At 62.1% G+C, this 22,240-nt stretch carries 23 protein-coding genes; 14 read left to right on the top strand and 9 right to left on the bottom strand.

From position 1 onward, the window contains the following. The first annotated feature begins 68 nt into the window (after positions 1–68). Positions 69–392, top strand: a complete 324-nt coding sequence (trxA, locus tag ASD64_RS14330) for a thioredoxin (RefSeq protein ID WP_056106143.1) — start codon at positions 69–71, stop codon at positions 390–392. Positions 393–511: 119 nt separating this feature from the next. Here trxA and ASD64_RS14325 read toward each other — a convergent pair whose 3' ends face one another. The 5 genes from ASD64_RS14325 to ASD64_RS14305 form a co-directional block, all read right to left on the bottom strand. Further along, positions 512–1,843: a bifunctional folylpolyglutamate synthase/dihydrofolate synthase gene (locus ASD64_RS14325; protein WP_056106141.1), complete on the bottom strand. Its 1,332-nt coding sequence runs from the start codon at positions 1,841–1,843 to the stop codon at positions 512–514. Positions 1,844–1,932: 89 nt separating this feature from the next. Next, positions 1,933–2,856, bottom strand: coding sequence for an acetyl-CoA carboxylase, carboxyltransferase subunit beta (gene accD, locus ASD64_RS14320; RefSeq protein ID WP_056106139.1), 924 nt, complete (start codon positions 2,854–2,856; stop codon positions 1,933–1,935). Between the two features lie 45 nt (positions 2,857–2,901). Then, positions 2,902–3,744, bottom strand: coding sequence for a tryptophan synthase subunit alpha (gene trpA, locus ASD64_RS14315; protein WP_056106137.1), 843 nt, complete (start codon positions 3,742–3,744; stop codon positions 2,902–2,904). Between the two features lies 1 nt (position 3,745). Then, positions 3,746–4,966: a tryptophan synthase subunit beta gene (gene trpB / locus ASD64_RS14310; protein ID WP_056106135.1), complete on the bottom strand. Its 1,221-nt coding sequence runs from the start codon at positions 4,964–4,966 to the stop codon at positions 3,746–3,748. Positions 4,967–5,052: 86 nt separating this feature from the next. Next, positions 5,053–5,727 carry a phosphoribosylanthranilate isomerase gene (locus ASD64_RS14305; protein ID WP_244480802.1) on the bottom strand — a complete coding sequence of 225 codons (675 nt, stop codon included), beginning with the start codon at positions 5,725–5,727 and terminating at the stop codon, positions 5,053–5,055. A gap of 106 nt (positions 5,728–5,833) precedes the next feature. On the opposite strand from ASD64_RS14305, the gene ASD64_RS14300 reads away from it, so the two are divergent. After that, positions 5,834–6,052 carry a hypothetical protein gene (locus ASD64_RS14300; RefSeq protein WP_056106581.1) on the top strand — a complete coding sequence of 73 codons (219 nt, stop codon included), beginning with the start codon at positions 5,834–5,836 and terminating at the stop codon, positions 6,050–6,052. Positions 6,053–6,341: 289 nt separating this feature from the next. Here the strand turns inward: ASD64_RS14300 and ASD64_RS14295 are convergent, their stop codons facing one another. The 4 genes from ASD64_RS14295 to ASD64_RS14280 all read right to left on the bottom strand — a co-directional run bounded on the left by ASD64_RS14295 (position 6,342) and on the right by ASD64_RS14280 (position 9,702). Further along, positions 6,342–7,097 carry a M48 family metallopeptidase gene (locus ASD64_RS14295; protein WP_056106133.1) on the bottom strand — a complete coding sequence of 252 codons (756 nt, stop codon included), beginning with the start codon at positions 7,095–7,097 and terminating at the stop codon, positions 6,342–6,344. 93 nt (positions 7,098–7,190) lie between these two features. Next, complete coding sequence (locus ASD64_RS14290; RefSeq protein ID WP_056106580.1) at positions 7,191–7,670, bottom strand: DUF2852 domain-containing protein; 480 nt, start codon at positions 7,668–7,670, stop codon at positions 7,191–7,193. Between the two features lie 116 nt (positions 7,671–7,786). Continuing rightward, complete coding sequence (locus ASD64_RS14285; RefSeq protein ID WP_156460176.1) at positions 7,787–8,929, bottom strand: benzoate/H(+) symporter BenE family transporter; 1,143 nt, start codon at positions 8,927–8,929, stop codon at positions 7,787–7,789. Between the two features lie 2 nt (positions 8,930–8,931). Next, on the bottom strand, positions 8,932–9,702 hold the full coding sequence (locus ASD64_RS14280) for an alpha/beta hydrolase (protein WP_056106128.1): 771 nt from the start codon (positions 9,700–9,702) through the stop codon (positions 8,932–8,934). Between the two features lie 217 nt (positions 9,703–9,919). Here ASD64_RS14280 and infC point away from each other — a divergent pair, with 217 nt between their 5' ends. From infC to hrpB, 12 genes are all read left to right on the top strand, one after another. After that, on the top strand, positions 9,920–10,456 hold the full coding sequence (gene infC, locus ASD64_RS14275) for a translation initiation factor IF-3 (protein ID WP_082550005.1): 537 nt from the start codon (positions 9,920–9,922) through the stop codon (positions 10,454–10,456). A gap of 97 nt (positions 10,457–10,553) precedes the next feature. Further along, complete coding sequence (locus ASD64_RS14270) at positions 10,554–11,210, top strand: methyltransferase family protein (protein WP_244480801.1); 657 nt, start codon at positions 10,554–10,556, stop codon at positions 11,208–11,210. 182 nt (positions 11,211–11,392) lie between these two features. Beyond that, a complete protein-coding gene (rpmI, locus tag ASD64_RS14265; protein ID WP_056106125.1) occupies positions 11,393–11,602 on the top strand; it encodes a 50S ribosomal protein L35 in 210 nt (69 codons plus the stop codon). Between the two features lie 33 nt (positions 11,603–11,635). Beyond that, complete coding sequence (gene rplT / locus ASD64_RS14260) at positions 11,636–12,034, top strand: 50S ribosomal protein L20 (RefSeq protein WP_056106123.1); 399 nt, start codon at positions 11,636–11,638, stop codon at positions 12,032–12,034. A gap of 192 nt (positions 12,035–12,226) precedes the next feature. Further along, positions 12,227–13,102, top strand: a complete 876-nt coding sequence (locus ASD64_RS14255; protein ID WP_056106121.1) for a hypothetical protein — start codon at positions 12,227–12,229, stop codon at positions 13,100–13,102. Next, positions 13,099–14,184 carry a phenylalanine--tRNA ligase subunit alpha gene (gene pheS, locus ASD64_RS14250; RefSeq protein WP_056106119.1) on the top strand — a complete coding sequence of 362 codons (1,086 nt, stop codon included), beginning with the start codon at positions 13,099–13,101 and terminating at the stop codon, positions 14,182–14,184. Before ASD64_RS14255 ends, pheS begins: the two co-directional genes overlap by 4 nt. Before the next feature lie 15 nt (positions 14,185–14,199). Next, the gene (gene pheT / locus ASD64_RS14245; protein WP_056106116.1) at positions 14,200–16,608 is read left to right on the top strand and encodes a phenylalanine--tRNA ligase subunit beta; all 2,409 of its coding nucleotides are present in this window, start codon (positions 14,200–14,202) and stop codon (positions 16,606–16,608) included. A gap of 56 nt (positions 16,609–16,664) precedes the next feature. After that, positions 16,665–17,252 (top strand): cytochrome b, encoded by a 588-nt coding sequence (locus tag ASD64_RS14240; protein ID WP_056106114.1) that lies wholly within the window; start codon positions 16,665–16,667, stop codon positions 17,250–17,252. 66 nt (positions 17,253–17,318) lie between these two features. Next, positions 17,319–17,900: a YceI family protein gene (locus ASD64_RS14235; RefSeq protein WP_056106112.1), complete on the top strand. Its 582-nt coding sequence runs from the start codon at positions 17,319–17,321 to the stop codon at positions 17,898–17,900. Between the two features lie 94 nt (positions 17,901–17,994). Further along, positions 17,995–18,981 (top strand): Gfo/Idh/MocA family protein, encoded by a 987-nt coding sequence (locus ASD64_RS14230; RefSeq protein WP_056106110.1) that lies wholly within the window; start codon positions 17,995–17,997, stop codon positions 18,979–18,981. Between the two features lie 94 nt (positions 18,982–19,075). After that, positions 19,076–19,336: a hypothetical protein gene (locus ASD64_RS14225; RefSeq protein WP_056106108.1), complete on the top strand. Its 261-nt coding sequence runs from the start codon at positions 19,076–19,078 to the stop codon at positions 19,334–19,336. Between the two features lie 137 nt (positions 19,337–19,473). Next, entirely contained in the window at positions 19,474–21,939 is a 2,466-nt protein-coding gene (hrpB, locus tag ASD64_RS14220) for an ATP-dependent helicase HrpB (protein WP_056106105.1), read from the top strand. Positions 21,940–22,240: the final 301 nt, after the last annotated feature.

Below are 22,240 nucleotides of genomic sequence, written 5' to 3'. Positions count from 1 at the left end.
AACCTGCTTGAATGAAGCAGCAATCACCACCACATTTGGTGCACCGAATTAACCGAAAGGAATTTCGAATGGCCACCGTCAAGGTCGACAAGAACAATTTCCAGGCCGACGTGCTCAATGCCAAGGAGCCGGTGGTGGTGGATTTCTGGGCCGAATGGTGCGGCCCCTGCAAGATGATTGGTCCGTCGCTTGAGGAAATCGCGACCGAACTCGGCGGCAAGGTCAAGATCGCCAAGCTCAATATCGACGAGAACCCGGAACTGGCCGCTCAGTTCGGTGTGCGCTCGATTCCGACGCTGATGATCTTCAAGGGCGGCGAAGTGGCCGACATGAAGGTTGGTGCCGCGCCCAAGACAGCGCTCTCTCACTGGATCAGCGGCGCAGTCGCCTGAACCTTCCAGGCCAAATTCACTTGTTGCAAAAGCCCGGCCCTCGCGCCGGGCTTTCTTCATCGCGGTCGAACTGAAATAGGGCCTGAGCCTCGCCGGTTCGAGACCGTTGATCCGAATGCTCAGGTCGGCGGCGTACCGTTTTCAGCCAGTACCGCACCGGCCAGATAAAGCGATCCGCCGATCAGGATGCGCGGCGGCGCATCGGTATCGTTCCAGGTATCGCGTAACAGCATCAAGGCGCTCGCTATAGAACTGACCGGCTCAGCGGACAGGCCGGCTTCAGCGGCGCGGATCGCCAGTTCGTCGTTTGGCACACTCGATTCGCTGAAATCCACGGGCACTGTGTAGACGTGTCTAACCAGTCCCTTGAAGGCATGGAAATAGCCGCTTTGGTCCTTGGTGTTGATCATGCCCGCTATCAGGAACAGCGGCCGCTGGTTTTTCTCTTCCTGTTCGGCCAGTGCCTCGGCAATGACGATGCCCGCACCGGGATTATGGCCGCCGTCCAGCCAGATTTCAGCGCCTTCCGGCGCAAGTTCGGTCAGTTTGCCCTGGCTCAATTTCTGCATGCGCCCAGGCCAGGTGACGGTTGCCATTGCGCGATCTATGGCCCGTTCGCTAAGCGTGAATCCGGCCGCTTTGACACCGGCTAGCGCGGCTGCGGCATTGGCGAACTGGTGGCGGCCGGGCAGGCGCGGTGGGTTCAGATCCATCAGCCCGTCATCGTCCTGATAAACCATGCGGCCGTTTTCCTCGAAAGCGAGGAAGTCTTGGCCATAGACCGAGAGCGGACAGCCGAGCCGTTCGGCCGTATCGACCAGCACCTCCAGCGCGGCCTCGTGTTCCTGTGCGCCGATCACCACCGGGCAGCCCCGCTTGATGATGCCGGCCTTCTCGGCTGCGATCAGTTCGACACGATCGCCAAGATAGGCTTCGTGATCGAGCGACACCGGCATGATCACCGAAACCGCCGGTTTGCGTATGACATTGGTGGCGTCGAACCGCCCGCCGAGACCGACTTCCATGATGGCGACATCGGCCGGATGTTCCGAGAACAGCACGAAACCCACAGCCGTTAGGATTTCGAAGACAGTGATTTTCTGGCCATCATTTGCGTCGGCGACGCGGGCGATGGCGTCGGCGAAGGTGGCGTCATCGACTAGCCTGCCGCCGCCGTCGGCGGCTAGTCGGTAACGCTCATGCCAGTTGACCAGATGCGGCGAGGTGTGGGTGTGCACCAGATAACCTTGCGCTTCCAGGAGGGCGCGAGAGAACGCCGCGCAGGAGCCCTTGCCGTTGGTGCCGGCAATATGGATGACTGGCGGCATGCGATCCTGCGGATTGCCAAGCTTGTCCAGAAGCCGCAATACGCGATCGAGCGAAAGGTCGAAGCCTTTCGGATGCAGCGTCAGCAAGTGCTCGATTTGGCGTTCTGCGGTCAAAACTGTCATGGTAAAACCCCGGAAACATGGAACTTCGGGCAGGTAGGCGCGAAGGCGCTTTTCAACCCGACGCCTCTAGCGTCAAAGAACGAACCCAATCAGGCGTGGGGCCGCGTTTCACCGGAAGCCACAGCTGGCGGCAGGATTTCCGGCTCGATCGCCTTGTCCTTCTCAGGCACCTTGAGGAGCAACTTGAGCAGGTTTGCGATCGTCCCCTTCATCTCCAGGCGTGACACCACCATGTCAACCATGCCGTGTTCCATCAGATATTCGGCGCGCTGGAAGCCGTCGGGCAGCTTTTCGCGAATCGTCTGCTCGATGACACGCGGACCGGCGAAGCCGATCAAGGCACCGGGCTCGGCGATGTGCACGTCGCCCAGCATGGCGTAGGAGGCGGTCACGCCGCCGGTGGTCGGATTGGTGAGGACAACGATATAAGGCAGGCCCGCTTCCTTCAGGCGGTCAACGCCGACCGTGGTGCGCGGCAACTGCATGAGCGACAGAATGCCTTCCTGCATGCGCGCGCCGCCCGAGGCGGCAAACAGGATCAGCGGTCGCTTGCGCTGACGTGCCACCTCGAAGGCGTGAACGATGGCATCGCCGGCGGCCATGCCGAGCGAGCCGCCCATGAAAGCGAAATCCTGTACCGTCACCATGACCGGCAGGCCCTCGATGGTGCCCAGCGCATTAAGGATGGCGTCTTCGAGGTTGGTCTTGGCCTTGGCGTCCTTCAGCCGATCAGTGTAGCGCTTCTCGTCACGGAACTTCAGCGGATCCTGAACCACTTTGGGGTTCTCGAGAAGCTCGTATTTACCGCCGTCGAGGAAGAATTTCAGCCGTTCCTTGGCCGAGATCTTCATGTGGTAGCCGGAGGCGGGGATGACGAACTGGTTCTCTTCCAGATCCTTGTGGAAAACCATCTCGCCGCTCTCCGGATCCTTGATCCAGAGATTTTCTGGCATTTCGCGCCGACCGAGCATCGAGTTGATCTTCGGGCGAACGTAGTTGGTGATCCAGTTCATCGTACGGCTCCTGTCCGCGACTGTTGTACCGATCAGGTAGGCGAACTATTCGGCAGCGGCGAGGCGCGCGGCGCGTACACCTTGCGAAAGTCCGGAAACCAGCGTGGCCACGGCTTGCGCCGGGTCGGCGGTGTGCTCGCCATTGGGACCGAGCACATTGGCGACCGCGTTGACGATCGCGGTGCCGACGACGACGCCGTCGGCCGACTGACCGATGGTACGGGCCTGCTCCGCCGTCTTGACGCCGAAGCCGACGCAGACCGGCAAGTCGGTGTGGCTCTTGATGCGCTTGACCGCCTCCTCCACTTTGCCGGTATCTGCAAGGGCGGAGCCGGTAATGCCCGTCATCGACACATAGTAGACAAAGCCTGACGTGTTCTCGAGCACCTTGGGCAGGCGCTTGTCGTCGGTGGTCGGCGTGGCCAGGCGGATGAAGTTGACGCCGGCCTTCAGCGCTGGAATGCACAATTCCTCGTCCATTTCCGGCGGCAGGTCGACAACGATCAGACCATCGATGCCAGATGCCTTGGCATCGGCGAGGAAACGGTCGACGCCATAAATGTAGATGGGGTTGTAGTAGCCCATCAGCACGATCGGCGTCTCGTTATCGCTGGCGCGGAAATCAGACGCCATTTTCAAGGTCTTGCCTAGCGTTTGCCCGGCCCTGAGGGCGCGCAGGCCCGCCGCCTGGATCGCGGGGCCATCGGCCATCGGATCGGAGAACGGCATGCCGAGTTCGATGATGTCCGCGCCCGAACGGGACAGCGCCTTCATGATGGAGAGCGAGGTGTCGTAGTCCGGGTCACCGCCCATGAAATAGGTGACGAGCGCCGGCCGGCCCTCAACTTTAAGCTTCGCCATGCGGCGGTCGATGCGGGTCGTGGTCATCTCAGATCTCCATGCCCATCATCGAGGCGACCGTGTGTACGTCCTTGTCGCCGCGGCCGGACAGGTTGACGATGACGATCTGGTCCTTGGCCATTGTCGGCGCAAGTTTCATCGCATGGGCGATAGCGTGTGCTGATTCCAGCGCCGGGATGATGCCCTCCACCCGGGTCGTGAGCTGGAACGCTTCCAGCGCCTCGTCGTCGAGAATCGGCACGTATTCCACCCGGCCCGTGTCGCGCAGCCAGGAGTGCTCCGGGCCGACGCCGGGATAGTCGAGGCCGGCCGAGATCGAATGGCCGTCGAGAATCTGGCCGTCGTCGTTTTGCAAGAGGTAGGTGCGGTTGCCGTGCAGCACGCCCGGCTTGCCGGCATTCATCGACGCGCAATGCTCGATGCCGTCGAGACCGCGACCACCGGCTTCGATGCCGATGATGCGGACGTCTGCGTCGTCGAGGAAGGGATGGAACAGGCCGATGGCGTTGGAGCCGCCGCCCACTGCCGCGATGATGGCGTCAGGCAGCCGGCCTTCCTGTTCGAGGATCTGGGCGCGAGCCTCGATGCCGATGACCGACTGGAAGTCGCGGACCAGTTCCGGATAGGGATGCGGGCCGGCGGCGGTGCCGATCAGGTAGTAGGTGTCTTCGACATTGGTGACCCAATCGCGAAGGGCCTCGTTCATGGCGTCCTTCAGCGTGCCGTGGCCGGCCGTGACCGGCCTCACTTCCGCACCGAGCAGTTTCATGCGGAACACGTTGGGGCTTTGACGGGCAACGTCGGTGGCGCCCATATAGACCACGCACGGGAAACCGAAACGCGCGGCAACCGTTGCCGAGGCGACGCCGTGTTGGCCCGCGCCGGTTTCGGCGATGATGCGCTTCTTGCCCATGCGCTTGGCGAGCAGGATCTGGCCGAGGCAGTTGTTGATCTTGTGCGAGCCGGTGTGGTTCAGGTCCTCGCGCTTGAAATAGATTTTCGCTCCGCCCAGATGCTTGGACAGGCCCTCCGCGAAGTAGAGCTTAGATGGCCGACCGGCATAGAAAGTGGAGAGCGCCTGTAGCTCCGCCTTGAATTCCAGGTCATTCTTGACCTCGTTCCAGTGGCGTTCCAACTCAAGGATCAAAGGCATCAGCGTTTCGGCAACGAAACGCCCGCCGAAAATACCGAACATGCCCTGTTCGTCAGGGCCGGTACGGAAGGAATTGGACATTGCCGGCTTGTTCATTGCCGATCTCCTAGAGTTCCATTCGCAGCATGTCCAGCGCCAGGAACTGGTGTTCCCAGATGCGCTGCATGCTTCTGGCTTGCACGTCAGGCGGCGCGGTCGTCGCGTGCTGCACGGACGGCTTTGAAAAATTGCTCGATCAACGCCGCATCCTTGACGCCCGGCGCGCTTTCCACGCCCGACGATATGTCGATGGCGGGCGGGTTAGCAAGTTGCAAGGCTTCACGGATATTGGCGGCGTTGAGGCCGCCCGAAAGCATGTAATCGACGCCAGCGTCAAGCCGGGCAAGGATGGTCCAGTCGAAAGACACGCCGTTGCCGCCGGGCAATTGAGACCCTTTGGGCGGTTTGGCATCGAACAGGAAGCGATCCACCACGCCGCGATAGGGCGTAATTGCAGCGAGGTCCGCCGTTTCTCGAACGGGGAACGCCTTCATTACCGGCAGACCGTGGCGTGCCTTCAGATCGCTCACGCGTTCCGGGCTTTCACTGCCATGGAGTTGCAGCATGTCGGGCTGCATTTCGGCCACGATAGTGTCGAGAAAGGCATCATCGGCATCGACGGTCACGGCAACCGCCTTCGCCCTGCCACTGGCAAGCTTGCGCAACCGGCCGGCCTCTGAGGGGGCGACGTTGCGCGGGCTTTTCGGAAAAAATATGAATCCGACATGGCTGGCGCCGCCGACCAGCGCTGCCGCCAGCGCCACCCCGGTCTTCAAGCCGCAAATCTTGATGTCGAGCGTCTTTTTGTCGGGCATCATGGCAGCGGCATTGGCACGAAAAGGCGGCGAAGTCGAGGAAAAGCACGTGTTGCCGTTTGCCAGCGATGCACTAGTTCCTTGTCATGGACAAGGCGGGAGCACCGAAATGGAACCCGACAATGTTGTGCAACTGAAGGAAAAGTTGTCGCAGGCGCATGAGGTCATCGCGCACCTCATGGCCAAGGCGGCCTTCAATGGGGCGGAGGCGCACCGCGCGTTGAATTATTTTTCCGGCGATAGTTTCGACAGGGATTTCCTGCCTTGGCCACGTTATACCGATGACAGGCTACGGCCGGACGAACTGAATGCCGCGAATGACGACTAGGACCAATCGACATTCAGGGTTTGAGGCGTGGTATGAGCAAAAATCGCTCAGTTCGAGGAGCGGAGCCGAAGGCGGTGTGGACCACCGTCGAGGATTCGCGACGCGGAAATGGGCGACTTTTGCCATATTCCAGTGGGACGCGGCGTATTTCGGCCCTGAATGCGTCGAAAATGCTCAACGGTGGTCAACATCGCCTTGCGCTTTTCTCCTTTTCAGGACCGAAATCCGGCTCGCGCCACGCCCGAAACCTGAATGTCGATTGGTCCTAGAAGAGGGGAAAGTTCTCTCTTTAAAACTGTATCGCCTGCAGCGCGCTGCCGTTCTTCTTCAGCCAGGCTTTGCAGCGCTCGGTGTCGGGACAAAGCTCCTCGCACAGCTTCCAGAATTTCGGCCCGTGATTCATTTCCTTCAAATGCGCCACCTCATGTGCGACGAGGTAATTGATAACTGGGCGCGGCGCCATCATGATGCGCCAGGAAAACGACAAATTGCCATCCGAGGTACAGGAGCCCCAGCGACTTGAAGTGTCTTTGAAGCGGACGGCCTTGGCTTTCCTGCCCACCTTTGAGCTGTGCTTTTCGACCAGCACCTCGATCTCGCGCTTGGCCTCGCGCTTGAGGAAGTCGGCGAGCCGTCGCGGCAGATGGACCCGCTCGCCGTATACGACGAGCGTTGGGCCGTCCTCGCCGGCACCGACCAGGACCGTGCCGCGCTTGGCCGACTCATGCACGATGACGTGTGGCACGCCATAGAGAGGTAGCTTGATGCCAGGCCGCACCTGCGGCCGTTCAGGTACCTTGGCCAACCTCTGCTCGAGCCAACCTTGGTGACGGTGAAGGAATTTCTCCACCTCGCCGCGGCGCAGGCCAAGCGGCACTGTGATTCGCAGGCCTTGTCCGCCAGCGTCGATCCTCAGCGTCAGGCGGCGGGTACGGTCGCTCTCGACGATACGCAAAGGCAGCGTGCGCCCGGCAACCGTGTGTTGACGCTCCTCCAAGGGAGGTGGCGTCGGTTTTGTCAGGTTGCGGAAGAAGCCGAAGGACATGGCCGGACGATACGTGATTCGAGGTTTTAGAAAAGAACAAAAAAGAAACGGCGCCGCTTTCGCGACGCCGCTGGACACCGCCCGATCGACCTCTCAGTCGTCAAGCAGGTTGTCGTTCGGCTTGCCGCCACGGCGCTTCGGGGTAGTGTCCGTAGTGGTCGTCGGGGCAGTGGATTTGTTCCGGTTCGCCATGAAGCGATCGAACTCTTCCTGGTCCTTGGCGCGGCGCAGTTCACGGGCATATTCGTCGAACTCCGCCAGCATCTCGTCGAGTTTGCGGCGCTCTTCATCGAGTCGGACGAGTTCCTTCTCGCGCCAGTCGTCGAAAGCGACATTACCGGTGCGTGCCGAGCCGTGGCCCCAGCAGTTCGCCTTGTCGGCGCTGCGGCGGCAGCCGGCAAAGATGCCGTCGGTAGCGCGGTTCACGTCGCGCTTGAAACCGTCAAGCCGGTCGCCCCAGATGATATAGGCAAGCATGGCTAGGCCGAGCGGCCAGAACACCATGAAGCCGATCACCATCAATGCGATGGTCGCCGGCGTCCAGGCCGGACGGATCAGTGCAGTCGTGTTCATCTTCTCCAGTTCCTTCAGTTGGAGGCAGCCGACCCGGCTGCTTGAAATCGAAATGGGAAGACAAAAACGGCGATTCAAGACAGCCGCCGCCAAAACCGCACAAGACCTTGTAACGACTATGGTTTTTTGAGCCGGTCGAGGAAAAGTACGACAAGTCCGCCGACAAGGCCCCAAAAGGCGGAGCCGATGCCCAACAGCGTCAGCCCGGACGCGGTGGCAGCGAAGGTAACGGTCGCGGCCATACGGTCCTTGTCGTCTTGCAAGGCTATGGTGAGCGCATTGGCCAGCGGTCCCATCAAGGCAAGACCCGCGACGAGCACGATGAGGCTTTGCGGCAACACCGCAAAGATTGCCACCAGCGAGGCGCCGAAGATGGCAAACACCAGATAGGCGAGCGCATAGAAGGGGCCGGTCTTCCAGCGTTCAGCCGGATCGGGATGCACATCCGGCCCGGTACAGATTGCGGCCGATATTGCGGCCAGATTGGTGGTCGAGGCGCCGAAAGGGGCGCTCAACACCGAAAACAATCCTGTGACACCGATCAGAGGCGCTGGCGCCGGCTCGTAACCGGAAGCGCGGAGCACCGCGAGCCCGGACAGGTTCTGGGAAGCCATTGTGACGAGGTAGAGTGGCACGGCCAGCCCGATGATCGCTGCAGGCGTGAATTCAGGCGCAATCAGTGTGAGTGTTGACAGTTCCGGCGTCGGTAGGCCGCCGACGCGGCCGGTCAGGAAGGCGGCGAAGCCACCACCAATCAGCACGGCCAGCACCGATACTGCTGGATTGACCAGCCGTAGCACGAAGAACGCGGCAATCAGCGGCACGATCAGCCAGGGATCGGCGGGGATGGTGTTCACCGCACCCGTCGCGAAGGTGACGACGATACCGGCCAGCATGCCGGACGCCACCGAGGCCGGGATCTTGGCGATCAATCGGGTCAAGGGCTTGAACAACGCGGTTACAACAAGCAGCAGGCCTGTGACAAGAAAGGCTCCAACCGCTTCACTCATCGTAAAGCCGGTGCTGGCGGCAATCAGCGCGGCACCAGGCGTCGACCAGGCAGTGATGACCGGCATTCGGGTTCGCCAGGAAAGCCATGCCGTTTCGATGGCCATGGCAAGGCAGATCGCGGTCACCCAGCTCGCCGTCTCAAGTTGCGTTGCGCCGACGGCTGCAGCAGCAGCAATAATGATTGCCAGCGTACCGCCAAAGCCGACGATTGCTGCGACGAATGCCGAAACGGGGATGGAGACACGCACGGTCAAGCGGACCTTTCCACCATCGACTCGACTGCGCGTATCAGCATGTCCAGGTCCTGGGGCCTCGATAACCGATGATCGCCGTCAGGAATGAGCGAGAGGGTTACGTCGTCGGCGGGCAGGAGACCTGTCAGCTTCAAGGCATGGCCATGCGGCACCGCTTCGTCGGCCATGCCTTGCAGCACATGAATCGGGCAATGCGTGTCGATCGGCCCCGTCATCACCAGATTGTCACGGCCGTCCTCGATCAGGGACCGCGTATAGATATAGGGCGCATCCGAATAATCCGACGGCTCCTCGAAATAGCCTTTGTCGGCGAGGTCGCGCCGTTGCGCATCTGTCAGGGCCGGCTCGACCAGTTCGGCCGTGAAGTCGGGCGCAGGAGCTATCAGAACCAGTCCGGCGATGCGCCGTTCGCCGGTCTTGTTCAATTCCTGAACCATTCGAAGCGCAATCCAGGCCCCCATGGAGGAGCCGACCAGGATTTGTGGCCCCTTTGTGAACTGCGAAAACGCGACCAAGCTCTGCCTCAGCCATTTCGAAATGGTGCCATCGATGAATGCACCGCCGGACTCGCCATGGCCGGAATAGTCATGACGAAGGAAAGCACGCCCCCGGCCAGCCGCCCACGATGCCAGCGCCTCGGCTTTCGTGCCAAGCATATCGGACTTGTAGCCACCCAACCAGACGATGCCCGGCGCGATACCGGCGGCGCGGCGAACGGCAATCGGCGTTCCTTCGACATCCAGAAACTCTGGCGTGGTTATGGTCATGGCATGGTTCCTTGCGGGCGGCGTCTTTTGGCACAGGCGGGCAACCGCGAAAAGCAGCCTGTCGATTTCTTCGTTTAGGGCAGGCCGGATGCTGTGGATTCTGATGATTTCTGATGTGTGCTATGCTATTGACAGCCCGCGCGCGTTTCCCACATAGGCGCGTCCGCAGGCAAGAAAACGCAACCCTGTCCTTTAACGGCTCAAGGAGACCACGACCATTCGCAGACCTTTCAAAGCAGCGGCACCCACAAAGGATGGACCGCGCGCAAACACTGACATTCGCGTTCCCCGCGTTCAACTCATCGATGCCGACGGGGAAAACAAAGGTGAAGTTTCCATCAACGATGCGTTGTTGCTCGCCGAAGAGGCCGGGCTTGATCTCGTCGAGATTTCTCCTAATGCCAATCCACCGGTCGCCAAGATCCTCGATCTCGGCAAGATGAAATACGCCAGCCAGAAGAAGGCTGCCGAAGCGCGCAAGAACCAGAAGGTCATCGAGATCAAGGAGATCAAGATGCGCCCGAACATCGACGACCATGACTATGAGGTGAAGATGCGCGCCGTGCGCCGCTTCTTCGAGGAAGGCGACAAGGTCAAGCTGACACTGCGTTTCCGTGGACGCGAAATGGCGCATATGGAACTTGGCATGAAGCTTCTGAACAAGGTGCGCGAGGAAGTCGCCATGATCGCCAAGGTCGAGGCTGAACCCAAGCTCGAAGGCCGCCAGATGATGATGGTGCTGGCACCGCGTTGACGGTTTGATTTTCATGGGGCGCCTCACGGGAGGCGCCTTTTTCTTGCAGCCATGCCATGTTGATCGTCGTGGCAGTTGGCGTATGACTGGATTTGCCGTGAGCGAAAATATCCTGGAACAGAAGGCTGCCGATCAGAGTGACCGGCCGACGCTCGGCAATTATCAGCGCACCCGTCGCTACGTCCTGGCAGTGCTGATCGTTGCGCTGTTTGCCTTGCTTTTGGTTGGGCAGTCGATGTTTCCGCCCGAATCGATCGTTCACGAAACCATCGAAATGGCCGGCGTCGTGATGATCTTCCTCGGCATCGTCGGGCGCCTTTGGTCGACGCTTTATATCGGCGGCCGCAAGTCGGCCGAAGTCGTGACCGGCGGTCCTTATTCCATTACCCGCAATCCGCTCTACGTTTTCTCGACCCTGGCTTCGGCTGGCGTTGGTGCTCAGATGGGATCGTTCACCGCCATGATCGGCTTTGGGCTGCTGTGCGCGATTGCATTCCATATCGTCATCCTGCGCGAGGAGCGCTTCCTGTCGGAATTGATGGGTGCGCCCTACCAGGCCTATCTGGCCAAGGTCCCGCGTTTCATGCCCAACCTTTCGCTCTACAGCGAGGGCGATACCGGTTCCTTCAGGCCGCGCCTGCTGTTGACCACGCTGCTCGACGGTCTGGTGTTCCTGGTCGCCATGCCGGTCTTCGAAATGATCGACGGTGCGCAAATAGCCGGGACATTGCCGGTCCTGTTCCGGGTGCCATAGCAGCACGAACCGCCACTTGCGCTGACAGGTGTTGCGCGGCGAACGGCTTTGACGTATAGAGCCGCCGTTCAAGAAAGCCGCCCGGCAGGGCATGCCGTGGCGGTTTCATTTGCTTTTCGGGCTTTGGTCGGCCCGAAGCAACCGACAAGCGTAATGGTGCGCGCCAGTAAAGGAAAAGCAAAATGCCCAAGATGAAGACCAAATCCGCTGCCAAGAAGCGGTTCAAGATCACTGCGACCGGCAAGGTCCTGTCGGCTGCCGCCGGCAAGCGCCATGGCATGATCAAGCGCTCCAACAAATTCATTCGCGATGCCCGTGGCACGATGGTTCTGGCTGAACCGGACGGCAAGAAGGTCATTAAGAATTTTCTGCCTAACGGCGGCGGCCTCTGAGCCGGTTGAGAGCGATATGAAGGAGATCATGACATGCGCGTAAAAAGAGGCACTACCGGCCACGCCAAGCACAAGAAGGTTCTGAAAGCCGCCAAGGGTTTCTACGGCCGCCGCAAGAACACCATCCGCATCGCCAAGCAGGCGGTCGAGAAGTCGCTGCAGTACGCCTACCGCGACCGCAAGAACCGCAAGCGCAACTTCCGTGCCCTCTGGGTCCAGCGCATCAACGCGGCGACCCGCGAGCACGGCCTGAGCTATGGCCGCTTCATCGACGGCCTCAACAAGGCTGGCATCGAGATCGACCGCAAGGTGCTTTCTGACATGGCTATCCATGAGCCGCAGGCTTTCGCCGCGCTCGTGGCCAAGGCCAAGGTCGCGCTTGAGTACCTGAAGGACACGACGCCGAATGCTTTTGAAAGCGCTGTAGCCTAGCATTTTCCAGCGCGCCACGAAGGGGCGCGCGTAGGAGAAATGCGGCTAGGAATTGTGAGGAGCATGGTCTTCACCGAAAAGTCTGCAACTTTTCGGGATCATGCTCCGGACCAGCGCCCTCCCAAGCTTTTGCAAATCTGATTTGGGAAACCCGCGCTGGCAGAGCTGGCGCGGGTTTTTCATGTGGATCGAATGAGCGACGAACCGGACATCAACACGGATGTGCTTTCCGCGGACGGACTGGCGACGCTGCTGCGCCTCGTCGTCGCGCAGGCGTCTTTGCGTGTGTCGCGGGCAACCGTCGATGGCCGCATCGTCTGGATCAAGCGCTATGACGCCCAGCGCAAGTCGCTTGCCAAACTTCTGCACGCGCTGGTCTCGCCTGTTCTGCCGGTATTCTTGCGTTCTTCTGCACAGGTGAACGCAGTCGAAGCCATCGAGCGCGAGGTGCGCAAGATGGCGCAGTTCCGTGCCGGCGGCTTCGCCGTTGCCGATGTCGTGTTCTCGAACCAATCGGTGCTGGTGCTGTCCGACGTTGGTGAGGTTGCGCAAAGGACATTGACAGGGGCGCTCGCCGCCGACCCGGCGCGCCATGACGAGTTTCTTGTCGATCTCGCCCGGGCCTTGGGGGAGGTGCATCGCGCCGGCCTTTGTCACGGCAGGCCGCACCCACGCGACATGTTCCTGCGCGACGGCGAGGTCGGCTTTCTCGATTTCGAGGAGGAACCTGAGGCGGTTATGCCGCTGGTGATGGCCCAAGCGCGAGATGCCTGGCTGCTATTCCTACAGATATCGCCTCGCGCCGCCTTGCCGCAGACGCAATCGCGCGCCCTTGCCGCCTATCGCGCTGCTGCACCGCTGGAGGTCATTCCGGCGTTGCGCACGCTCACCGGCTTCTTTTCGCGGGCGGTGGCGCCGCTGCGCCTTGTCCCGCACGATCTGCTGGGCAAGGACGGTCGTTTTGCCATTGAGGCGACACGCTTTCTGAGCAACGCCCTGAGCACCGCGGGGCAGCCGGTTTCTCCCGTTTCAGTGACAGGCCGCGAGCGGCCAAGAGGACAATCATGACGGATATCGATCAACTCGAACGATCGCTGGTGGAAGCGGTCGCCCACGCCGCGGATGAGACGGCAATCGAAGCGGTGCGCGTTGCGGCGCTCGGCAAGAAGGGCTCGATTTCCGAGATGCTGAAGACGCTCGGCGCGATGAGCCCCGATGAGCGCCAGGTCAAAGGCCCGGCAATCAACGGCCTGAAAACCAGAGTCACCGAGGCGTTGAGCAGCCGTAAATCGGAATTGAAGGATTTGGCGATTGCCGCTCGCCTCGCTGCCGAGAAAGTCGACGTCACCTTGCCGGTGCGGCAGTCGCCGGCCGAGCGCGGCCGCATCCATCCGATCAGCCAGGTCATCGACGAGATCGCCGCCATTTTCGGCGACATGGGTTTTTCGATTGCAGAAGGGCCGGATATCGAGACCGACCATTACAATTTTACCGCGTTGAATTTCCCGGAAGGCCATCCGGCCCGCGAGATGCATGATACGTTCTTCTTCCAGCCGGACGCCAATGGCGAGCGTAAGGTGCTGCGCACCCACACCTCGCCGGTGCAGATCCGCACGATGGAGACGCAGAAGCCGCCGATCCGCATAGTCATTCCGGGCAAGACCTACCGGCAGGACAGCGACGCCACCCATTCGCCGATGTTCCATCAGGTCGAGGGGCTGGTGGTGGACAAAACCGCCAATGTCGCCAACATGAAATGGGTGCTGGAAGAGTTCTGCAAGGCGTTCTTCGAAGTGCCGAGCGTCAACATGCGCTTCCGTCCGTCCTATTTCCCGTTCACCGAGCCAAGCCTGGAAGTCGACATCCAGTGCGACCGTTCGCGGCCCGGCGAAGTGCGCTTCGGCGAAGGCTCCGACTGGATGGAAATTTTAGGCTGCGGCATGGTGCATCCCAACGTGCTGCGCGCCGGCGGGCTCGATCCCGACGAATATCAGGGCTTTGCCTGGGGCATGGGCATCGACCGCATCGCCATGCTGAAATACGGCATGCCGGATCTGCGCGCCTTCTTCGACGCCGACGTGCGCTGGCTGTCGCATTACGGTTTCCGCCCGCTCGACATGCCGACGCTGTTTGGCGGCTTGAGCGCGTAAGGCAGGAGAAAGAAAATGAAATTCACGCTTTCCTGGCTCAAGGATCACCTTGAGACCGAGGCCTCGCTAAATGAAATCGTCGAGCGGCTGACCTCAATCGGCCTTGAAGTCGAGCAGGTCGACGACAAGGCGGCACTAAAGCCCTTCGTCATCGCCAAAGTGCTGACGGCGGTGCAGCACCCCGATGCCGACCGGCTGCGGGTGCTCACCGTCGACACCGGCGACGGCCGGCCGCCGGTGCAGGTGGTGTGCGGTGCGCCCAATGCACGGGCGGGCCTGATCGGCGCTTTTGCCGCGCCCGGCACGTATGTTCCCGGCATCGACGTCACTCTCGGCATCGGCAAGATCAGGGGCGTCGAAAGCCGTGGCATGATGTGCTCGGAGCGCGAACTCGAGATTTCCGACGAGCACAACGGCATCATCGATCTGCCCGCCGATGCGCCTGTCGGCACGAGCTATGCGGCCTATGCCCATCTCGACGATCCGATGATCGAGATCAATCTGACGCCGAACCATCCGGATGCGACGGGCGTCCACGGCATTGCCCGCGATCTGGCGGCTAGCGGCCTCGGCACGCTCAAGACCGCGCCGATTGCCGCCATCGCCGGCCAGGGCGAATGCCCGATCAAGGTGACGATCGAAGCGCCCGAGCTCTGCCCCGGTTTCGCGGTCCGCCTCGTGCGCGGTGTCAAGAACGGCCCCTCGCCGAAATGGCTGCAGCAGCGGCTGATCGCTATCGGGCTCAGGCCCATCAGTGCGCTGGTCGACATCACCAACTACATTACCTTCGACCGCGGCCGGCCGCTGCACGTCTATGACGTAGGCAAGATCGCCGGCAATCTGGTCGTACGCCGTGCGCAGGTGGCCGAGAAGGCGCTGGCGCTCGATGGCCGCGAATACATGCTGTCGCCTGAAATGTGCGTGATCGCCGATAATGACGGCGCGGAATCCATCGCCGGCGTCATGGGCGGTGAACGCACCGGCTGCGACGAGAACACCACTGACGTTCTGATCGAATCCGCGCTTTGGGCACCGTTGAACGTCGCGCGTACTGGCCGTTCGCTCGGCATCATCACCGACGCGCGCTACCGCTTCGAGCGCGGCGTTGATCCTGAATTCATGGTGCCGGGACTGGACCTGGCGACCAAACTGGTACTCGACTTGTGCGGCGGTGAGCCGAGCGAGAGAGAAGTCGTTGGCTATGCCGGGCATACGCCGAAAATCGTTTCCTTCCCGCTGTCGGAAGTCAAGCGGCTGACCGGCCTCGATGTTCCTAAGACGGAAAGCCTCGACATTCTTTCGCGCCTCGGTTTCCAGCCGAAGGGTTCGGGCGGCGTTGTCGATGTCGTAGTGCCGTCGTGGCGCCCGGATGTCGACGGCAAGGCCGATCTGGTCGAGGAAGTCATGCGCATGCATGGCGTCGATGAAATTGCACCGCAGCCGCTGGCCAGCCACGATGCCGTCAATGGCAAGATCCTGACCGTGCTGCAAATTCGTACCCGCGCCGCGCGGCGCGCGCTGGCCGTGCGCGGCATGATGGAGGCGGTCACCTGGTCGTTCATCCCGGCCAAGCACGCCGAAATGTTTGGCGGCGGCCCGACGGCGCTGAAACTCGTCAACCCGATTGCCGCCGACATGTCCGACATGCGACCCTCGCTGCTGCCGGGGCTGATCGCGGCAGCACAGCGCAATGCCGACAAGGGCATCGGCGATGTCGCCCTGTTCGAAGTGTCGGGTACCTATGAAGGTGACGCGCCTGAAAACCAGCGCCGCGTGGCCGCCGGTGTGCGCCGCGGCACCGCGGGTCTGGATGGCTCCGGCCGCCACTGGTCCGGCAATGCACCGACTGTCGGCGTGTTCGACGCCAAGGCGGATGCGCTGGCCGCACTCGAAGCCTGCGGCGCGCCGGTAGACCGGCTGCAGATCGAGACCGGCGCTCCATCCTGGTATCATCCGGGCCGTTCCGGCGTGATCAAGCTCGGCCCGAAAGTGGTGCTCGGGCATTTCGGCGAGTTCCACCCCAAAACGCTGGAAGGGCTCGATGTGTCCGGCCCGCTCTGCGGCTTCGAGGTGTTCGTCGATGCAGTGCCGGAGCCGAAGGCCAAGCCGACGCGGACCAAGCCGAAGCTGGAGCTTTCCGCCTTCCAGGCGGTGAAGCGCGATTTCGCCTTCGTCGTCGGCAAGGAGATCGAGGCCGGTACTCTGACCAAGGCAGCATTTGCCGCCGACAAGAAGCTGATCACCGGCGTCTCGGTTTTCGACATCTTTGAAGGACCGTCCCTTGGGGCCGACAAGAAGTCCATTGCTATCGAGATTTCGATCCAGCCGCTCGAAAAGACCTTGACCGACGAGGATTTTGAAGCGCTGGCCAAGCGTATCGTTGACAATGTCGCCAAGCAGACCGGCGGCGTGCTGAGGGGATAAACGCCACTCGACAAGCCTCACGGGAAGACGTCGGCCGGCCGATCCGTTCCTATCGCATGAACGCGCGCATCAAGAATACACCGGGCGGCTACGGCTGGGGGGCGATCATCCTGCACTGGATCATCGCCGTCCTCTTCATCGGTCTGTTCGCACTTGGCCTGGCTATGACACGCGTGACTAGCCAGCGCATCTCGTTCGAGATGATACAACTGCACAAATCCATTGGTTTCCTGCTGCTTGGCCTTGTCGTTCTGCGCATCGCTTGGCGGCTAGGCAACGTTGTTCCGCCGCTGCCACCGCAAACCGGCCAACTTGAACGCCACGCGGCGCCCCTCGCCCATTTTGCGCTCTATCTGTTCCAGTTAGCGCTGCCGCTTTCGGGATGGGCGCTGGTGTCGACCTCGGTGCTGGCCATCCCCTCGATGCCGTTCGGGCTGTTTATCATGCCAAATCTGCCGCTCGGCATGTCCGCCAGTGCCGAAGGTTTCTGGCTGAACGTTCACGTTTATCTTGCCTATGCCGGGATGGCCCTGGTGGCGATGCATCTTGCTGCGGCCTTGAGGCATCAGTTTTGGCTGCGTGACGGGGTCCTTGTCCGCATGTTCGCGCCTTCTTTTCACGAAGGCAGGCGAGAGGTGGAATAGGGCGCATCGCTCTGTCGTTTATCTCATGTGACTGCCGATCCACCGCCTTCAACGAAGGAGGCCCCGATGCCTGCCCGTGCCCTCGGTTTCGCGGCAGTTGCCGCACTTTGCATGCTTGTCTTGCCCGCCAGCGCCGCCGTTTCGCTCAGCACTGCCGCAGGCCGGTATGCCATCAGCCAGAACGGTTCCTCGATCCGCTTTTCCATAGCCAATGTCGGCGGCGGCAGTCTGAACGGCGCCTTTGCCCACTTCACCGGCACCATTCGCATTGACAATCGCGATGTCACTCGCTCGGCAGTCAGCATCACCATTTTCCCTGAAAGCGTCGCAACTGGCGAAAGCCGCATTGATGCCTTTCTCCGCTCAGACGCTGTGTTCGACACCGCCAATGAGCGTTCACTGGAATTCCGCTCGACGAGTGTGCAGCGCACCAGCGGCACTACCGCCCTGATCGCTGGCCGTCTGACGGCAAGGGGCAAGACATTTCCGGAAAAGTTCACCGCCGAACTCAGCGGCCTCAAATCGGGTCGCATTGAGTTTCACGTCACCGGTCGCGTATTGCGCTCGCGCTACGGCATGGACGTCGGCACGCCAATCTATTCCAACGTCGTGGTGTTCGACATGACCCTGACGGGTCGGCGCGGGTGACTTTGCGGTCGGATGCCATTGGCTTTTCCACGTGGTTCGGGCAATCCTTCCGCTACACTTCCATTGCCAGTTGCCACTGATCAGGAGAAGCCGCATGTTCCGCTGGGGAGTTCTGTCGACAGCCAAGATCGCGCGCGAGCACCTTCTGCCGGCAATGGCTGAGGCGGACAACGGCGTTCTCGCCGCCATCGCCAGCCGCGATCTCGCCAAGGCTCGGGCACTGGCCGAGCGTTTCGGTGCGCCACATGCCTTCGGTTCCTACGAAGAGCTTCTGGCATCGGGCGAGGTCGACGGTGTCTACATTCCCCTGCCGACCTCCCAGCATGTCGAATGGACGGCCAAGGCCATCGAAGCCGGCAAGCATGTGCTTGTGGAGAAGCCGCTGGCTCTCGATGCCGGGGACATAGCTCCGCTGATCGCGCTGCGCGACAAGCACAAGGTGCTGGTTTGCGAGGCTTTCATGGTCACCTACCACCCGCAGTGGCTCAAGGTTCGCGACCTGATCGCGAGCGGCGCCATCGGTCGGCTGCGGCATGTGCAGGGGGCGTTTTCCTATCACAATGTCGATCCCAACAACATGCGCAACAAGCTCGACCTCGGCGGCGGCGCGCTTCCCGACATCGGCGTCTATCCTACCGTGACGACGCGCTTCGCCACGGGCAGGGAGCCGCTTCGCGTGCAGGCCACGGTCGAGCGCGACAAGACCTTCGGCACAGACGTCTATTCCTCGGTGCGCGCTGATTTCGGCGATTTCGAACTGTCGTTCTACCTGTCAACGCAGATGGCTGCGCGGCAGGTCATGGTTTTCCACGGCGACAAGGGTTTCATCGAACTGGCCGCACCGTTCAATGCCGGGCTTTACGATTACCATCGCGTCGAATTGCACAATCAGAACCATAGCGAGGCTCAGGTCTTCCGCTTTGCCGGCGCGCAGCAATATCGGCTCGAAGTCGAGACATTCGCCCGCGTTGCCCAAGGTGGCTCGGATAACGTCTTCACGCTTGAGCAATCGGTGCTGAACCAGAAGGTCATCGACGCGATCTTCCGTGCCGGCGACAAGGACGGCTGGGAGGCAGTCTGAACATCCAAGTGAGCGGCATGCCCTGTCACCCAGCCGGAACTATTGTCTCAATTTGGGGCATTTTTGTTGGCATGTTCCGTGCATGGGTTCTCGCATGAAGATATCGGTTCGGCCAGCAAAGCGCGACGGCGAAGCCAAGGTCATTTTCGACCACCCCTTGGAACGCAAGGATATCTCGATTTCGAGCGAGGACATCACGCTGACCTTTGTTGCGCGCGATATTTACAGCCCCGCCTCGAAGCAGCGCTACACGATCCAGTTCAGCGTCGACGAACTGGCCACGATCCTTGATGTCGATGATGATGGCGGGGAAAGTGCCGACGATGCCGGCGACGGAGCCAACGCCGCCGAATAGAGCTTTGACCTCGGCTGCTACTGGAATTGACTCGCGTCAGGTCCGATAGGCGTGCGGGACGGCACCGGCTGGTTGCCTAGCGCCGTAGCCGGCTGGTATGCGGGTGCTTTCGTGAGCGCGCCAAGAAGCCATCCTGAATGACTGCCCTGTCTCTTCCCAAGCTTCCGGTATGCGCCGCCTTGCCCAGGCTCGGCGAAGCGCTTGCCGCCGGCAACAAGGCCGTTCTGGTGGCGCCACCCGGCGCCGGCAAGACGACGCTGGTGCCGTTGTCGCTGCTCGACGCCGCTTGGCTCGGCAGCGGCAAGATCCTGCTTCTTGAGCCGCGTCGGTTGGCTGCACGCGCCGCGGCACGCCGCATGGCTGCCCTTGTCGGCGAGGAACCGGGGGGAAGGGTCGGCTATGCCATGCGCATGGAAAACCGCACCTCGGCAGCCACCAGAATACTCGTCGTCACCGAGGGGGTGCTGTCGCGCATGATCCTCGACGAGCCGGAACTGCCCGGCATTGGCGCTGTCATCTTCGACGAGTTCCACGAACGCTCGCTGGATGGCGATTTCGGCCTGGCGCTGGCGCTGGACGTGCAAGGCGCGCTGCGGCCCGACCTGCGGCTGCTGGTCATGTCGGCAACGCTTGACGGTGCGCGTGTCGCCAGCCTGCTTGATGGCGCCCCGGTAATAGAGAGCCAGGGCCGCGCCTTTCCCGTCACGCTACGCCATGACGAGCGGCCGGCAGGCGCTACGATCGAGGACGCCATGGCGGCGGCCATTCGTGGCGCACTTGCCGACGAAAGCGGCAGCATCCTTGCCTTCCTGCCCGGCCAGCGTGAGATCGAGCGCACTGCCGAACGTCTTGAAAGTCGCGTCGGGGCCGATACCGATATCGTCAAGCTCCATGGGATGATGGACGGAAAGGCCCAGGATGCCGCGATCCGGCCGTCTCCAGCTGGCCGGCGCAAAGTGGTTCTGGCCACGTCGATTGCGGAAACCTCGATCACCATCGACGGCGTGCGCGTCGTCATCGACAGCGGGCTGGCGCGCCTGCCGCGCTACGAGCCGGCCAGCGGCCTGACGCGGCTGGAAACCGTGCGTGTCTCGCGCGCATCCGCCGACCAGCGGGCAGGGCGCGCCGGCCGCACCCAGCCAGGCGTTGCCATCCGGCTTTGGCGGGCCGAGCAGACCGCAGCCATGCCGCAGTTCACGCCGCCGGAAATCCTTGAGGCCGACCTGTCAGGACTGCTGCTCGATTGCGCCGCCTTCGGCGTCGCCGATCCATCCAGCCTCGCCTTCCTCGACCCGCCGCCTGCGCCTGCGCTGAATGAGGCCCGCGGCCTGCTCAAGACCCTTCATGCCATCGACGCCGGCGGCCGCCTGACCGAAGCCGGGCAGGCGATGCGCAGGCTGGCTTTGCCGGTGCGGCTTGCACATATGGTTGCCGAAGCGGCGCGCGCCGGTCAGGCGCTGGAGGCAGCAGGACTTGCGGTGCTGCTCACCGAGCGCGGCCTTGGCGGCGACAGCACCGATCTCGAGCGGCGAATGTCGCGCTTCCTGTCCGACCGCTCGCCGCGCGCCCTTGCTGCACGGCAGTTGGCGGAACGGCTGGCGCGCAGCGTCTCATCCGCCTCGCAAGGGGAAGGTAACGCCGATCCCGGCGCGCTTCTCCTGCACGCCTGGCCCGACCGTGTTGCCAGGGCGCGCGGCGAGCGGGGCCGCTTTGTCCTTGCCAACGGCTCGGGTGCAGTCCTCGATGCCACCGACCCGCTTGCCGGCGAGACCTACCTTGTTGTCGCCGACCTGCGGGGCAAGGCGCAGAATGCGCGCATCACCGCGGCTGCCGCGGTCACCGAGGCCGACATTCGAACCGCACTCGCCGACCGCATGGAAAACAGGCGCATGACCTCATTCGATGTCGATGCGAAAAGCGTGAGGGTGCGCGGGCAAAGCCGCCTCGGCGCGGTCGTGCTGTCGGAGAAGATGCTGCCGCCGCCGACCGGCGCCGAAGCCGACCGGGCAATCCTTGAGGCCGTGCGCGCCCATGGCCTTGCGCTGCTGCCGTGGAGCAAGCCTGCCGAGACGCTGCGGCAGCGCTTGTCTTGGCTTCATCGCGGCCTTGGCGAACCATGGCCGGACGTCTCCGACGAGGCGCTGGTCGAGCGGCTGGACGAGTGGCTGCTGCCATTCCTGAGCGGGCAGGCATCGTTCGCCGCGGTCGGCTCCGATGTGCTGGCGGCAGGCGTTGCCTCGCTGGTACCGCACGAATTGCAGCGGCGCATCGAAACGCTGGCGCCGACCCATTTCGCCGCGCCGTCGGGGAGCCATGTGCCCATCCGCTATGACGGCGACCAGCCGGTGCTGGCCATCCGTGTCCAGGAACTGTTCGGCCTCGATCACCATCCCGCCATTGCCGGCGGGACCGTGCCGCTGACGCTTGAACTGTTGTCGCCGGCCCACCGCCCGATCCAGACCACGCGCGACCTGCCCGGCTTCTGGCGTGGCTCATGGGCGGATGTGCGCACCGAAATGCGCGGCCGCTACCCCAGGCATGTCTGGCCGGAAAACCCGCGTCTCGCCGCCGCCACCAGCAGGGCGAAGCCGCGGGGAACGTGAGAAGCGGATAGGCTTTTCAGCGCCCCGCCTCGATCTCATTGCGCTCGTCGCTGGCGGGGGTACGTCCTGTGCCCTTTCCCTTTGGCGGCAGAAAGGAAGCGCGCGCCTCTCGACTTCGTCATCCTCGGGCAAGCCTGAGCGCAGCGAAAGGCGCGACCCGAGGATCCATGCCGTGAGGGACTACTGAGGAACTGTCAAGCGAATCGAGGATTTGACCCCTTTGGCGAAGTGAAGAACTGACCCCGTTCATTGGTTTGCTGTTTCGTTGGTTTCGAGCGCCGGTCCGGTCTTCTGCAGAAGG

The organism is Mesorhizobium sp. Root157 (genome assembly GCF_001427385.1).
Taxonomy (GTDB): Bacteria; Pseudomonadota; Alphaproteobacteria; order Rhizobiales; family Rhizobiaceae; genus Mesorhizobium.
The sequence above is the reverse complement of the archived record's forward strand: the minus strand, read 5'-3'. Positions and strand labels throughout refer to the sequence as shown.